The sequence below is a fragment of the Andreprevotia lacus DSM 23236 genome, assembly GCF_900176275.1.
Classification (GTDB): Bacteria; Pseudomonadota; Gammaproteobacteria; order Burkholderiales; family Chitinibacteraceae; genus Andreprevotia; species Andreprevotia lacus.
The window spans coordinates 1-13,378 of sequence record NZ_FWXD01000020.1 but is presented as its reverse complement, the minus strand read 5'-3'; the positions used below and the strand labels follow the sequence as shown (position 1 = coordinate 13,378).

Sequence of the window (13,378 nt, the reverse complement as noted above, 5' to 3'; positions counted from 1 at the left end):
GGGCTTTGCCATGACGACTACGCTCAAGATCGACTTTGTTTCCGATGTATCGTGCCCCTGGTGCATCATCGGGCTGAAATCGCTGCAGCAAGGCGCGGCGCAGCTGGGCGGCGAGGTCGCGCTGGATCTGCACTTCCAGCCGTTTGAGCTGAACCCGCAAATGGGCCCGACCGGGCAAGACATCGGCGAGCACCTGGGCGAGAAATACGGCCTGTCGCCGCAGCAGCTCACGCAAAACCAGGAAGCCATCCGCCAGCGCGGTGCGGCGCTTGGTTTTACTTTCGACATGCACGGCCGCAGCCGCATCTACAACACCTTCGATGCGCACCGCCTGCTGCACTGGGCCGACACGCAGGGCAAGCAGCTGGCACTGAAAGAAGCGCTGTTCGCTGCCTATTTCACCGAGGGCAAAGACCCGAGCGACCACGCCACGCTGATCAAGGTGGCTGCAGCGGTCGGGCTGGACGCTACCGACGCGCACGCCGTGCTGGCCAGCGGCCGCTACGCCGACGAAGTGCGCGAGCAGGAACGCTTTTACCAGCAGCAGGGCATCTCGTCGGTGCCGGCCATCATCATCAACGAGCAATACCTGATCTCCGGCGGCCAGCCGCCCGAGGTATTTGCCAATGCCTTGCGGCAGATTGCGGCGCAGGAAGCGATCTGAAGATAAGAACGTAGTTGGTGTCTGTGCCATGCATGGCGGCTGCTGAAGTGTTTTCTTGCAAGAAGGATTCTGGCAGGCTTGCGGAATGGATATAGCAAGCATCGAAAACAAGTTGGTTGTGGCAAGCAGTCCGGTGGGAGTCGGAAGTTATGATTTCAACTTCGAACTTCATTTCCAGTGCGGGCACCCCTACACATTTGATGAAGAGTGGCCATGTGTCCTGCGCATTGGCGGTATCGCGGACTATGACGGCATGTATGCCGAAATGCTCGAAATGGGCTTGCGGCCTGTAAATTCGCCTCAGCAACACAGGCTGGCAAGCGAGTTGGAAGCTTGGTATCCGCAGATTGCCGATCTGACCCCTCGAAGCGAGGTATTTGAGGCCCTCCCGGATGTTGGAGAAATTGAGCGGCGCTTCAGCTGGCCGGTTTTTATCAAAGGGTCGCGCCAGACCAGCAAACATAACCCAGAACTGGCCGTTGTCCGGGATGCGGATCATTACGGCGCGGTCAAAACGCAGTATCGCAATGATCCCATCCTGCATTGGCAATCGCCGGTAGTGCGTGAGTTTGTACCGCTGATGCCCATTGAAGGTGAGGTGGTTGGCAAAGTCAGGCCATCGATGGAGTTTCGATCTTTCTGGTGGCGTTGTCGTTGTGTCGGGTGGGGACCTTATTGGTTTCAGGTGCCCACCTATGCATGTCCGGATATCGCGGATGGTCTTGCCATCGCGCAGACTGCGGCAAGCCGCCTTAATGTGCCGTTCCTCGTAATTGATCTCGCGAAAACGCTGGATGGACGCTGGATCATCATTGAGTGTAACGATGCTCAAGAGTCAGGCTATACGGGCGTTGTGCCTCAGCTCATGTGGCGTAGTGTTTTGGCGGGAAACGTCTGTTAAAGGCGGGCTATGCTGGCTGCGGGTGCAGCACCATGGTGGCCAGATGATGCAGGTCCAGCAGGTTGAGCATGCGTTCGTCGCCGGCCTGTGCCACCAGCACGCGGCCCCAGCACTGGCGTACGTCCTTGCTGGCCTCGGTCTGCTTGGCGTGGCGTGCCAGGGCGTCGATGTCTTCTTGCGGCGCCCATGCGGCCTCTTCGATGCTGATCAGATGCGGCACGGTAAAGCCGATCATGCCGCCTTGGTTTTCCACCACCAGCACGCTGGCGGTGGGCGTGAGCGGTGCGCGCGGCTGGCCGGTGAGCGTGCTGAGGCAAAAGGTGGGAATGGCGTTGCCGCGATTCATCATCAGCCCCAGTGCCGGCCCACCCTCACCCAGCAAGGTGGTGGCTTCCGACCACGGCAGGATTTCGCTGATCTGCTCGATGGGCGTGGCAATCGCGCCGCCGCCCAGATCGTAGGTGAGCATCTTGCCGTGCATGCCGCTGTCGCGCGGCGTGTCGTCCTGGTTGTCGCCGCGCAGCACCACCTTGCCGTCCGGCGTGGTGTTCATTTGCGACAGCGTGATCAGCTTGGCATGGTTGGCCAGCGCCTCGCCGCTCAGCAAAAAGTAAAAACCGTGGCTGGCGGCGGGCAGTTGCGCGGTATCTGCCGGCAGCACGCTGGTAGGTAGCACGCCGTCGAAAAACTCGGCATGCGGCAGTGATTGCGGCGGCACGGCGGTGGCCAGCCTGGGGTCGGCGCTCACCACATCCATGATTTCTTCAACCATGAAGGCCACCAGCCCCTGCGGGTACTGCACCACGAAGGCCTGCGCCGGTTTGCCGCGCACACCCAGCCCACAGAGCTGGGTGAGGTCGACCGCAGGCACCAGCAAGTCGGCATATTCGATGCTGCCCAGGCAATAACCGCTGGCCAGCGTAGACGGGTGCACATGCGGGTTGAGCACGGTGCTGTGCACGCGGGTCGAGGCCATGGCCAGCGGCAGTCCGCCGCAGCGCATCAGCAGGACATATGATTCGTGCGCGGCGCCTGTCTCGGCAACCGGCGCATCGGCAGGCGGCGCCGCATCGCTGTCCTGGCCTTGCTGCGGGTCGTCCACCAGCGGGGTATCGGGCAGTGCGGTGATGGCGGCCGGGTTGAGGATGCTGATCGGCACCGCGGTCTCGATGTGCGAGAAACTGCCGGTCAGCAGCGTGTTGTGCCCGTCGGTGGCGTCGATGGCGTGCAGTTCGTCGGCTGCGCAGCTGAAGACCCCCGTCACGCTCTCGGCCAGCAGGCCCAGCAGCCGCCCCTCATGCGTCATGATCACCACGGTTTGTGCCGGCGTGGTGCTGTCCATCTGCAGCTGGCGGCGCAGGTCCAGCATCGGCACCAGCAGGCCGCGCAGGTCGATGCCGCCAATCACCGCCGGATTGCCGCAGGGCAGGTTGATCAGTGCCTGCCGTGGCACCACCTCGCGCAGCGCATCCAGCGGCAGCGCCAGCTGCATGCCGGCCAGACTGAATACGCCGTAGCAGCCGGCGCCGGGGGCGGCATCCATCATGTCAGTCCGAGACCGACTGGCTCAGCTCGCGCACAAAGGCGCTCACTTCGCCGGTAGTGCTGCGCTGGCCATCTGCCGCCTTGCCGATCTCATCCACCCGCGTCGCCGTGCCGCGTACCGCCTGGATGATGTTTTCCAGCTGGCGCGTGGCCTGGTCGTTGACCTCGGCCCCCGCGTTCACCTGCTGCACCGAGGTTTCGATCAACTGGCTGATTTCCTTGGCCGCTGCCGCGCTGCGCTCGGCCAGCTTGCGTACTTCGGCCGCCACCACCGAAAAGCCCACGCCATACTGGCCGGCGCGGGCCGCCTCGATGGCGGCGTTGAAGGCCAGCAGATTGGTCTGGTTGGCAATCTCGCTGATCACGCGCACGATTTCCGACACCTTTTGCGCGCTGGCCTGCACCTGGTTGATATTGGTGCGCGACTGGCGCACGGCCTCGAAGCCGGCATTGGCGGCCTGTGCGCTGTCCTGCACCGTTTGCGCGGCCTGGCCGGCGTTGTCGGCGATCAGTTCTATGCTGTCGGACAACTGCCGCAAGGTGGCTGCCACGGTATCCGAGCGTGCGGTGATCTGCCGCTGCAGCTTCACCTCGCGTGTGACGTCATAGGCGTATTTCACCACCTTGACCACCTTGCCGTTCAGGTCGCGGATCGGGTTGTACGAGGCTTGCAGCCACACATCGCGGCTGTATTTGCCCACGCGGTGGAAACGCCCGCTGATGAACTGCCCCTCGCCCAGCTTGAGCCAGAACTCGCGGTATTCCGGCCCCTGCGTGTATTCGCTGGTGCAGAAAATGCTGTGATGATGGCCAAGAATCTCGCGCATGGTGTAGCCCATGGCGGCCAAGAAGTTGCGGTTGGCGGTCAGCACATTGCCATCCAGATCGAATTCCACCACCGCCTGCCCCAGATCGACGGCCTCGATCTTGGCGGCCGATTCTGCGCCGCGCAGCTTGAGCTCGGTCACATCAGTAGCAAACTTCACCACCTTCACCGGCTTGCCGCCGGGGTCGAAGATCGGGTTGTAGGTGGCCTGCAGCCAGACCTCGCGCCCGCCGCGGCCAATGCGGCGGTATTCGGCCGCCTCGCGCTCGCCGCGCGCCAGCCGTTCCCAGAACGCTTGATAATCGGCCGATGCGGCAAAGGCCGGGTCGACGAACATGCGGTGGTGCCGCCCCAGCACTTCTTCAATGCGGTAATCCATCAGCTTGAGGAAGTTTTCGTTGGCACTGAGTACCTTGCCGCTGAGGTCGAACTCGATCATGGCCTCGGAGCGGTCTATGGCCTTGAGCTTGCCTTCGTTGTCCAGCCGGGTGCGTTTGTCCTCGGTGATGTCCTGCGCGATCACTACTACCTTGGTCAGCAGGCCATCCAGCCCCAGCACCGGGTTGAAGGTGGCGCCGAACCACAGCTCGCGCTCGCCGCTGCCCTTGCGGCGGAATTCGCCGCTCAACGGCTTGCCCTCACGCAGCCGGTTCCAGTTGTCCTGGTGGTTGGGGTTGCCGATGTCCTCGGCAAACATGATGGCTGATTCATTCTTGCCGATCAGCTCGCTGCGGCTGTAGCCCAGCGCGCGTTCCAGCAGATCGTTCATGCCCAGCACTGTGCCGTCGCGCCCCAGATCGAGGATGCAGCTGCTGACCGAGACCGCATCCATGCGCGCCTGCGTTTCGATATTGGCCAGCTTGGCGGCGGTGATGTCGCTGCAGAATTTCACCACCTTTACCGGCCGGCCTTCCAGATCGAGTATCGGGTTGTAGGTGGCCTGGATCCAGATGCGCTTGCCGTTCTTGCCCAGCCGCAGGTATTCGCCGCTGTCGAATTCACCGCGCCCCAGCTTTTGCCAGAAGGCGCGATAGGCCGCGCCGGCGGCCTCGTCGCGCTCGACGAACATGCGGTGGTGCTGGCCTTGTACCTCGCCCAGTTCATAGCCCATCAGCTGCAGGAAGTTGTCATTGGCGCTGATGATGTTGCCGGCCATGTCGAACTCGATCACGCCTTGCGAGCGCTCGATGGCAGCCACCTTGCCGTCGTCCTCGATGGACTTGAGCTTGGTGGCGGTGATGTCGCTGGCGTACTTCACGATCTTGAGCGGCTTGCCGTCCAGCCCGGCCACCGGGGTATAGGTGGCCTGCAGCCACACCGGCTCGCCCTTGCTGTTCACGCGCATGAACTCGCCTGCGCGCGCCTTGCCTGCGCGCAGCTCGTCCCAGAACAGGCGGTATTCATCGCTGTCGGCATAGCCCTGTGGGCAGAACATGCGGTGGTGCTTGCCGCGTATCGCGTCCAGCCCGTAACCCATGGTGCGCAGGAACAGCGGGTTGGCATTGAGGATGTTGCCGTCCAGGTCGAACTCGATCGCCGCCTGCGTGCGGTTGACGGCAGCGAGCTTGCTATCGTCCTCCAGCGCCTTTTGTTTGGCGGCGGTGATGTCCTGGCAGAACTTGACCACCTTCACCGGCTTGCCGTCCACGCCCAGGATGGGGGCGTAGGTGGCTTGCAGCCAGATGGTTTTGCCGTGTTTGTCCAGCCGCATGAATTCGCCGCTCTTGGGTTCGCCGGCGCGCAGGCCGGCCCAGAAGGCTGCGTATTCGGCGCTGGCCGCGTAATCGGGCAGGCAGAAGATGCTGTGATGCTGACCGATGATCTCGTCCAGCGGGTAGTGCACGGTGTCAAGAAACAGCGGGTTGGCCGTGAGTATGGTGCCGTCCAGTGCGAATTCGATGATGGCCTGTGTGCGGTTGATGGCGGCCAGCTTGCCTTCGTCCTCCAGCGTCTTGCGCTTGGCGGCGGTGATGTCGCTGGCGAACTCGATCACTTTGTAGGGTACGCCGTTGGGGCCCTTGATCGGTGTATAGGTGGCCTGCAGCCACACAGGCTCGCCCTCGCGGTTGACGCGCAGGAACTCGCCCGATTTGGCATAGCCTTGCGCCAGCGCGGCCCAGAAGGCGGCGTATTCGGGCGATTCGGCATAGTCGGGCAGACAGAACATGCGGTGGTGCTGGCCCACCACTTCGTCCAGCGCAAAGCCCATGGAGTCGAGGAATTGCTCGTTGGCATACAGGATGTGGCCACCCAGATCGAATTCGACCACCGCCTGCGTATTGTTGATGGCGCTGACCTTGCCGCTGTCTTCGATATGCGCACGCGACAGCGCCGTGTGGTCGTCGATCACCAGCAGCGTCAGCCCGCCGTCGAGCGGATAGGCGTCGATGCGCAAGAACAACGGCTCGCCGCTGTCGGTGGCGCTATGGCTTTCCAGATGGCGCAATTCGCCCTGTGCCAGCGCGGTCAGTGCTTCAAGCGGCGCATCGGGGAACAGGTCGCCCACGCTCAGGCCGGGGGGCTGGCTGGCCCCGAGATTGAACAGCGTCAGCAGCGCCGGGCTGGCATCCTGTACCAGGCCCTGCGTGTCTATCATGGCCAGCGCGCGATAGCGCGTGAGCACCGCCAGCACGCCGACCACGTCGGCCATTTTGTCGCTGGTGATGGATTTGCCGGCCAGCGCATCGGGCAGCAATGTGTCGGAAATCGTATCCAGAAGCATGAGGGCCTCCCGCGCCGGCGTGCTCGTCTTACCTTTAAAGACAGTAAAAATGACGAGGTCAAGACAAGAAGCGTACGGGCAGATAAGGGGCTCGCTATCGAGCCGAGCCCATGATTTGCAAAGGCACGGTCAGGAATGCTGCGCGGCAACAACTTGATGCCATGGCGGGTGCTACGCCCCGGCAGGAGCTGCCGTCATGGCGGAGGCATGCAGTTGAATGCGGTTGCGCCCGGCCGCCTTGGCGGCATACAGCGCCACGTCGGCGCGGCTGTAGGCCGCGGCGAAGTCCTCGTCGGCAGCCAGCGTGGTCAGCCCGGCGCTGATCGACAGCGGGCGGCCGTCGTCGGTGTGCAAGGTGCGCACCTGCTCGCGCAGCCTGTCGGCAATCAGCTGGGCGGCGGTCAGCGGGCAGTCGAACAGCAGCACGGCGAATTCGTCACCCCCCAGCCGGCCCACCAGATCGCCCTGGCGCACAAAGCCTGCGGTCAGCCCGCCCAGTGCGCTCAGCATGGCATCACCGGCCTGATGGCCCAGCTCATCGTTGATCTGCTTGAAGTGGTCAATGTCGAACAGCAACAGTGCCATGGGCAGCTGCCGGCGCTGTGCATTGGCCTGCAGCAGCGGCAGCGCCGATTCAAAATGGCTGCGGCTGGCCAGCTGGGTAAGCGCATCGACATTGGCGCGTTTTTCCAGCGCGGCCTGCGTGTGGCGCAACTCACTCTCGATACGGCCATGCACCAGCATCAGCTTGGCGCAAGTGCGGCCAATGCCGCAAAACACCGAAGCCAGGATCAGCCAGGCCAGCAGCACGTCATTCATCAACTGGTAGCCCGGGTTGCCGCCCTGCAGCAGCGGGGCCACGCGCAGCAGATACACCACCATCTGGATCGCCACACCCAGGATCAGCAGGCCCAGCGGCACGCGCGTGGCCGGGGTGAGGCAGCGCACGAACAGGCTCAGCCCCCAGCCATATTGCAGCAGATTGCCGATGCTGATGATCTGCACGCGTGTGACGGTATCGGCACCGTTCAATAGCGCACCCAGCCACACCGCGAACACGGCGGTGGCCAGCAGCCAGCTCACCGTCATGCCCGGTTGCAAGCGGCGGCGCAGGAAAATGCGCAGGCCCAGCTCGATCATCGGCACGCAGAAAATCAGCGCGGCATTGGAGACGATGGCGGTTGGCGCCAGCGGCAGCCATTGCCGCGCCAGCAGCGCAATCAGCCCGATGGCCACCAGTGCCTCGTTCCATACCCACCAGCCAAAGCCGGGGCCGGTATTGCGGGTGAGCCAGAACAGCAGCAGCACACCTGCCATCATGGTATGGCAGGTGCTGGCAAACAGCAGCATGGTAGGAGTATCGAGCGTAGCCAATGTCATGGCATTGTATGTAAAACAAACGTCAGCTATTGGTCAACGCATATTTGACAGATGGCAAAAGTGCGCGAAAAAATGGTGAGTTATCGTCAGATAAATATGCAGACCTTGTATCACATACATATAGGCATGCGAAATTGCTGACGCCATCTGCCTCGGCAGCAGCCCACGACCCGGCATGGCGGCAGCTGGTTTGCCGCTGCGGGTGCATCGCCTTGCTGGCGGCCGGGCTGCTGCTGTCTGCACCGGCTATGGCAGCGGGCATCGTGCTGCATTACGGCACGCACCCCGTGCAGTCGGGCAACCTGTACCTGCCCGCCGGCAAGGGGCCGCACCCTTTGCTGATGTTGCTGCACGGCGGTTGCTGGCAGGCGCGCATTGCCACGCATGAGTATCTGGCGCGCTGGTCCGGCGCACTCGCGCAGCGCGGCTGGGCGGTGTGGAATGTGGAATACCGCAGCGTTGATAATGGCGGTGGCTGGCCGGCCACCTTTCTGGATGTGGCCGCCGCAGCCGACTATACCCGCACGCTGGCAGCGCGCTATCCGCTTGATCTGCGCCGGCTGGTGTTTGCCGGCCACTCTGCCGGCGGGCACCTGGCCTTGTGGGCAGCCGGGCGGGGGCGCATTCCGGCCGGCAGCGTGCTGCACGCCGTGCAACCGCAACTGCCGCACAAGGTGATCGCGCTGGCGGCGATTACCGATCTGGCCGGTTTCATGCGTGACGGAGGCCCCTGCGGCAGCGTCATCCCCGCGCTACAGGGGCCGGCCACGCTGGCCGAGGTCTCGCCATTGCAGATGTTGCCGCTGCCCATGCCGGTTACGCTGATACAGGTGGCCGACGATGCGGTGATCCCCGCTGCGCAGGCGGCCAGCTACCGCCAGGCCGTACAGGCGCTGGGCATGACGGTGCGGGTGCGTACGCTGGCGGGCGGCGGGCATTTTGCCGCCGTTGCCACCGACGGAGAGGGCTGGCAAGTGTTGCTTGATGAGCTGGCACAGCTGCCGCCAACGGCCCATCCGCCTTAAACTGCTGTTTTCTGCTGCCTTGCTTGCCCATGAAGATCATCGTTGTTTTCCCCACGCGCACCGAAGCGCGGTATTTCAGCCACGACGCGGTGGAGACGGCCATCTGCGGGGTGGGGCTGACTGCGGCGGCCTATACCACCGGCAAGCTCATCCATGAGCGGCGGCCCGATGTGCTGATTCTGGCGGGCATTGCCGGCGTGTATGCCGGATCATCGCTGAAGATCGGCGATACGGTGCTGGTGGCCAGTGAGCGTGAGGCCGATCTGGGCTTCTTTACCGCTGGCGGTTTCCGCCATCTGTCCAAACTCGATCTGGACATGGATTTCGACGTCAATACCGTGCTGCACTGCCCGCACCTGCCCGCGCAGCCGCCCTTGCCGCTGGCGCACAGCAATTCGATGAATGCGGCGCTGGCCCCGTTCATCGACACCGACGGCATCGATATCGAAAACATGGAAGGCGCAGCGTTCTTCCACGCCTGCCTGCAGGCTGGTCAGCGCTTTTACGAGCTGCGCTCGGTATCCAACCGCGTGACGCTGGAAGACGAAGCGTGGGATTTCGATGCCTCGATCCGCAACCTTACCGACGGCCTGCATGTGCTGATCAACTGGCTGCAGGCCGAGCCGGCGCAGCCATGAGCATTCCGTCGCCGTGCACGCAGCAGTGCCGGCTGGATGCGGCCACGCAGACCTGCAGCGGCTGCCGCCGCACGCTGGACGAGATTGCCGCCTGGTCGCAGCTGGATGATGCCGGCAAGGCTGCAGTGTGGCAGCGCCTGCTGGCGCTGCCCATGGCGCCAGCGCGCAAGACCTGTGCACGCTGCGGCGCGGTGTTTGAGTGCGGCAGTGGCGGACGTGATGGCGGCTGCTGGTGCGCCGATCTGCCGCCCGTGCATGCCTTGCCCTCGTCGGCCAACGAGGGCGGTGATTGCCTGTGCCCGGCGTGTTTAGAGGCAGGGGTATTGCGGTGAACGTGCAACAGGCGCATGGCTGACAACATGAATCAGACAGCCAAGCCGGCGGTAGCGGGGTATTCTTGCGCATCACCCGAACAATACGTCAGGCAGGGAGTACAACGATGAGCAGCCCCGATCTCCACAGCAACCCCTATGCCGCAACGCAGGTGTCGTTGCAGCAGCCCATGTACGATCAGGACAGTGACTATGTCGAGGGCGGGCAGGGCGTTGCGCTCGGTGAGGTGTTCGGCTGGTTTGGCGAGGGCTTCAACTACTTCAAGGCTGCGCCGGGCAAGTGGATGCTGGTGGTTATCATCTGGGGCATCCTCAGCGTGATGCTGGGCATCGTGCCCTTTCTGGGGGCATTGGCCGGCGAGCTGGCGCGGCCGGTATTTCTCGGCGGCCTCGTCATCGGCTGCATGGCGATCGACCATGGCGACAGTTTCGAGGTCGATCATCTGTTTGAGGGCTTCAAGCGCAACTTCGGCTCGCTGGTGCTGGTGGGCCTCTTGCTGTTGGCCGGCCTGATTGCGGTGTTCATGGTCATTGGCGTCGGCACTGCCATCGTCGGCGTGTCGATTTTCTCGGCCAAATCGTCGCTGGCGCTGCACCCGGCCCTTTGGTTGCTGCCTTTTGCCGCACTTCTGCTGTTCATCCCGCTGGGCATGGCCTATTACTTTGCGCCAGTGCTGGTGGTCACGCAGGGTCTGCAGCCGTTCGAGGCGATGAAAGAGAGCTTTCGCGGTTGCGCCAAGAACATCCTGCCTTTCCTGCTGTTTGGCGTGGTTGCCGTAGTGCTGATGGTGCTGGCCACCCTGCCGCTGTTCCTTGGCTGGCTGGTGTTCTTCCCGCTGATCATTGGCGCGCAATACGCCGCGTACAAATCCATTTATCTGCGTCAGGATTGAGTACGGCCTGCCGCGCAGGGGCTCGCCATGATCCTCACCATCACCGCATTTGAGCACTCACCCGATGGCGGTCGTGGCTTGGCGCGCGATACGCGCGTGCGCTGGGCGCTGGAGGAGGCGGGCCTGCCCTATCGCGTGCGCCTGCTGTCGTTCGATGCACTGAAGCAGCCGGCGCATCTGGCGCTGCACCCCTTTGGCCAGATCCCCACGCTTGAAGACGGCGATCTGGCGCTGTTCGAAACCGGCGCCATCATCCTCTATCTGGCCGAGCGTCATGCCGGCCTGCTGCCGGACGACGCGCATGCCCGCGCCCGCGCGATCAGCTGGATGTTTGCTGCGCTCAATACGGTGGAGCCGCCCATTCTCGATCTGGCCATTGCCCGTCTGCAAGAAGGCGATGCCCCGTGGCGGCAGCAACGCATGCCATTGGTGATCGAGCGCTTGCGCACCCGGCTGGCGCAATTGGCTGCCCGGCTGGGGGCGGCCGACTGGCTGGATGGCGCATTCAGCGCCGGTGATTTGCTGATGGTATCGGTGTTGCTCAGGCTGCGGCCATCGGGCCTGCTGGATGAATATCCCGCACTGGCGGCTTACGTGGCCCGTGGTGAAGCGCGGCCGGCGTATCAGCGGGCATTTGCGGCGCAGCTGGCTGCTTTTCAGGCGGGGCAGGCGGAGTAGGGCAATCGCGCGGCGCCTTGCGCCGGCACGCCAAGTACCGCTATGCCGGCCCTCACGCTGCAGGCAAATCAAGCCCCCAAACACCCCAACACGGGAAAGCCCGTGCCGCGCCGGCCGGCTACTCTGGCGATAATGCAACGTCACGCCGCATCCGGCAGCAACGGGGGATTCATGCTCGACATCATCGAACACGCCGACGGCATCCGCGAGTTGCGCATTGCCGCGCCGCCGGTCAACGCGCTCAACCCGGCGCTGATCCGCAGCATCCGCCAGGCCATCGAGGCTGCGCCGGGCGATGGCGTGCAGGCGCTGGTGCTGTCCGGGGCGCCGGGCATTTTCAGCGCCGGGCTGGACGTGCCGGCCTTGCTGGCGCTGGGGCGTGATGAACTCCCTGCCGTGTGGGACGACTTTTTCGGCATCTTCGGTGCGTTGGCGCGCTCGCCCATCCCCGTCGCGGCGGCCATCACCGGCCACAGCCCGGCCGGGGGCGCAGTGATGGCGGTGTTCTGCGACTACCGCGTGATGGCTGACGGACCGTTCCGCATCGGCCTGAATGAAGTACAAGTGGGGCTGGTAGCGCCCGACTGCGTGCAGATCGGCCTGCGCCGGCTGGTGGGCGCCTACCGTGCAGAGCGGCTGCTGGTGGCCGGGCAGATGATTACCGCGCAGGAAGCGCACGCCATCGGCCTTGTGGACGAACTGCTGCCGCCCGATCAGGTGTTGCCGCGCGCCATAGTCTGGCTGCAGCAGTTGCTGGCGCTGCCACGCCGCGCCATGCTGGCCACGCGGGCGATTGCCCGCGCCGACATCATCGCCGCCTATGCCGACCCGGCCGCATTGCGACTCGACCAATTTACCGAAGACTGGTTTGCGCCGGCCACGCAGCAGGCGCTGCACGCGATGGTGGCGCGTGTGAAAGCGCGCTGAGCGCAGCTGTTCCTCCACGCGTGCAGCCGTGGGGGCGTATCGCTGACGCGCGTTACCAGTTCACCGCCCGTCATTCCGTCGGCTGTTGCGCCATGTCGTTGCCAAAAAGCCCCGCGCGGTGGTCTAGCCTCAAAGGATGCCGGCACATCCCGGCTGCGGCAGGCCGCCGCGACACGGCGCCCGCGGGGCGCAGGAGGCATCCACCATGGCCAAGAGTCAGCTACGCAGTCACCGCGAAGCCAAGAAGCCCAAGAAAGTGAAGGTGCCGGCTGCACCGGCAGTCGGCGCTACGCCGCCGGCCTTCCAGACCGTCAAGGGCAGTGATATGGGCAAGCACCGGCACTGAGCGCCTGTCCGCCCTCGACCGTCATCTGTGCGTATACCGGCATCAAGCACCCGGCAAAGCCGGGTGCTCACCGTTTGCTGAAGGTGAAACAGCGGCGCTCGTCCGTTTGATCCCACACCCCCCTCCCTCGCCGCCGCGAGGGGGCCTCGCCACGCTCGTCAGCGGCACGAATCGGGTCGTTGCAAGTGTAGTGGTCAACAAATCCTGGACAGTGATTTGAGTTGCTGTTCTCGTACTGCCGGTGGCAAGCCCCCATTGGCCGCATGTGGGCGCTGCCGGTTGTAGTACCCCATCAGATATGCACCAATGTCCTGCTTGGCCTGTGTAAACGACAAGTACCCCAGCTCCGGGAGCCATTCTGTTTTCAAGCTGCGGAATAGCCGCTCCATCGGCGCATTGTCCCAACAGTTGCCGCGTCGGCTCATGCTCTGACTCATCCGGTAACGCCACAGCCGTTGCCGGAACAACCTGCTGCCGTACTGGCAGCCCTGATCACTGTGA

At 63.9% G+C, this 13,378-nt stretch carries 13 protein-coding genes; 9 read left to right on the top strand and 4 right to left on the bottom strand.

The window, feature by feature from the left end:
- Positions 1–10 precede the first annotated feature (10 nt).
- Together B9A19_RS15400 and B9A19_RS15395 are read left to right on the top strand one after the other, a co-directional pair.
- Positions 11–664: a DsbA family oxidoreductase gene (locus B9A19_RS15400; RefSeq protein WP_084091800.1), complete on the top strand. Its 654-nt coding sequence runs from the start codon at positions 11–13 to the stop codon at positions 662–664.
- An 85-nt stretch (positions 665–749) separates the two neighbouring features.
- Positions 750–1,565 (top strand): ATP-grasp domain-containing protein, encoded by an 816-nt coding sequence (locus B9A19_RS15395; protein ID WP_084091798.1) that lies wholly within the window; start codon positions 750–752, stop codon positions 1,563–1,565.
- A gap of 7 nt (positions 1,566–1,572) precedes the next feature.
- Here B9A19_RS15395 and B9A19_RS15390 read toward each other — a convergent pair whose 3' ends face one another.
- The 3 genes from B9A19_RS15390 to B9A19_RS15380 all read right to left on the bottom strand — a co-directional run bounded on the left by B9A19_RS15390 (position 1,573) and on the right by B9A19_RS15380 (position 8,038).
- Positions 1,573–3,111: a chemotaxis protein CheW gene (locus B9A19_RS15390; protein ID WP_084091796.1), complete on the bottom strand. Its 1,539-nt coding sequence runs from the start codon at positions 3,109–3,111 to the stop codon at positions 1,573–1,575.
- 1 nt (position 3,112) lies between these two features.
- On the bottom strand, positions 3,113–6,658 hold the full coding sequence (locus B9A19_RS15385; RefSeq protein ID WP_084091794.1) for a methyl-accepting chemotaxis protein: 3,546 nt from the start codon (positions 6,656–6,658) through the stop codon (positions 3,113–3,115).
- Between the two features lie 171 nt (positions 6,659–6,829).
- Positions 6,830–8,038, bottom strand: coding sequence for a GGDEF domain-containing protein (locus B9A19_RS15380; RefSeq protein WP_084091792.1), 1,209 nt, complete (start codon positions 8,036–8,038; stop codon positions 6,830–6,832).
- A 134-nt stretch (positions 8,039–8,172) separates the two neighbouring features.
- Here B9A19_RS15380 and B9A19_RS15375 point away from each other — a divergent pair, with 134 nt between their 5' ends.
- The 7 genes from B9A19_RS15375 to B9A19_RS22640 all read left to right on the top strand — a co-directional run bounded on the left by B9A19_RS15375 (position 8,173) and on the right by B9A19_RS22640 (position 12,877).
- Positions 8,173–9,063: an alpha/beta hydrolase family protein gene (locus B9A19_RS15375; protein WP_084091790.1), complete on the top strand. Its 891-nt coding sequence runs from the start codon at positions 8,173–8,175 to the stop codon at positions 9,061–9,063.
- A gap of 29 nt (positions 9,064–9,092) precedes the next feature.
- Positions 9,093–9,701 carry a phosphorylase family protein gene (locus B9A19_RS15370; protein ID WP_084091788.1) on the top strand — a complete coding sequence of 203 codons (609 nt, stop codon included), beginning with the start codon at positions 9,093–9,095 and terminating at the stop codon, positions 9,699–9,701.
- Positions 9,698–10,033 (top strand): cysteine-rich CWC family protein, encoded by a 336-nt coding sequence (locus tag B9A19_RS15365; protein ID WP_084091786.1) that lies wholly within the window; start codon positions 9,698–9,700, stop codon positions 10,031–10,033. Before B9A19_RS15370 ends, B9A19_RS15365 begins: the two co-directional genes overlap by 4 nt.
- Positions 10,034–10,140: 107 nt before the next feature.
- Positions 10,141–10,926 carry a BPSS1780 family membrane protein gene (locus B9A19_RS15360; RefSeq protein ID WP_084091784.1) on the top strand — a complete coding sequence of 262 codons (786 nt, stop codon included), beginning with the start codon at positions 10,141–10,143 and terminating at the stop codon, positions 10,924–10,926.
- Between the two features lie 27 nt (positions 10,927–10,953).
- On the top strand, positions 10,954–11,604 hold the full coding sequence (locus tag B9A19_RS15355; RefSeq protein WP_084091782.1) for a glutathione S-transferase family protein: 651 nt from the start codon (positions 10,954–10,956) through the stop codon (positions 11,602–11,604).
- Positions 11,605–11,775: 171 nt separating this feature from the next.
- Entirely contained in the window at positions 11,776–12,531 is a 756-nt protein-coding gene (locus B9A19_RS15350) for an enoyl-CoA hydratase/isomerase family protein (RefSeq protein WP_084091780.1), read from the top strand.
- A 205-nt stretch (positions 12,532–12,736) separates the two neighbouring features.
- Positions 12,737–12,877 (top strand): hypothetical protein, encoded by a 141-nt coding sequence (locus B9A19_RS22640; RefSeq protein ID WP_176216961.1) that lies wholly within the window; start codon positions 12,737–12,739, stop codon positions 12,875–12,877.
- A 194-nt stretch (positions 12,878–13,071) separates the two neighbouring features.
- Here the strand turns inward: B9A19_RS22640 and B9A19_RS15345 are convergent.
- Positions 13,072–13,378 (bottom strand): integrase core domain-containing protein (locus B9A19_RS15345; protein ID WP_139798887.1); only part of this gene is annotated, 307 nt, incomplete at its 5' end.

Bases quoted from the DNA above. Each gene is read 5' to 3' on its own strand.
- B9A19_RS15400 (WP_084091800.1), top strand. From the start codon at position 11: ATGACGACTACGCTCAAGATCGACTTTGTTTCCGATGTATCGTGCCCC.
- B9A19_RS15395 (WP_084091798.1), top strand. From the start codon at position 750: ATGGATATAGCAAGCATCGAAAACAAGTTGGTTGTGGCAAGCAGTCCG.
- B9A19_RS15390 (WP_084091796.1), bottom strand. From the start codon at position 3,111: ATGATGGATGCCGCCCCCGGCGCCGGCTGCTACGGCGTATTCAGTCTG.
- B9A19_RS15385 (WP_084091794.1), bottom strand. From the start codon at position 6,658: ATGCTTCTGGATACGATTTCCGACACATTGCTGCCCGATGCGCTGGCC.
- B9A19_RS15380 (WP_084091792.1), bottom strand. From the start codon at position 8,038: ATGACATTGGCTACGCTCGATACTCCTACCATGCTGCTGTTTGCCAGC.
- B9A19_RS15370 (WP_084091788.1), top strand. From the start codon at position 9,093: ATGAAGATCATCGTTGTTTTCCCCACGCGCACCGAAGCGCGGTATTTC.
- B9A19_RS15365 (WP_084091786.1), top strand. From the start codon at position 9,698: ATGAGCATTCCGTCGCCGTGCACGCAGCAGTGCCGGCTGGATGCGGCC.
- B9A19_RS15360 (WP_084091784.1), top strand. From the start codon at position 10,141: ATGAGCAGCCCCGATCTCCACAGCAACCCCTATGCCGCAACGCAGGTG.
- B9A19_RS15355 (WP_084091782.1), top strand. From the start codon at position 10,954: ATGATCCTCACCATCACCGCATTTGAGCACTCACCCGATGGCGGTCGT.
- B9A19_RS15350 (WP_084091780.1), top strand. From the start codon at position 11,776: ATGCTCGACATCATCGAACACGCCGACGGCATCCGCGAGTTGCGCATT.
- B9A19_RS22640 (WP_176216961.1), top strand. From the start codon at position 12,737: ATGGCCAAGAGTCAGCTACGCAGTCACCGCGAAGCCAAGAAGCCCAAG.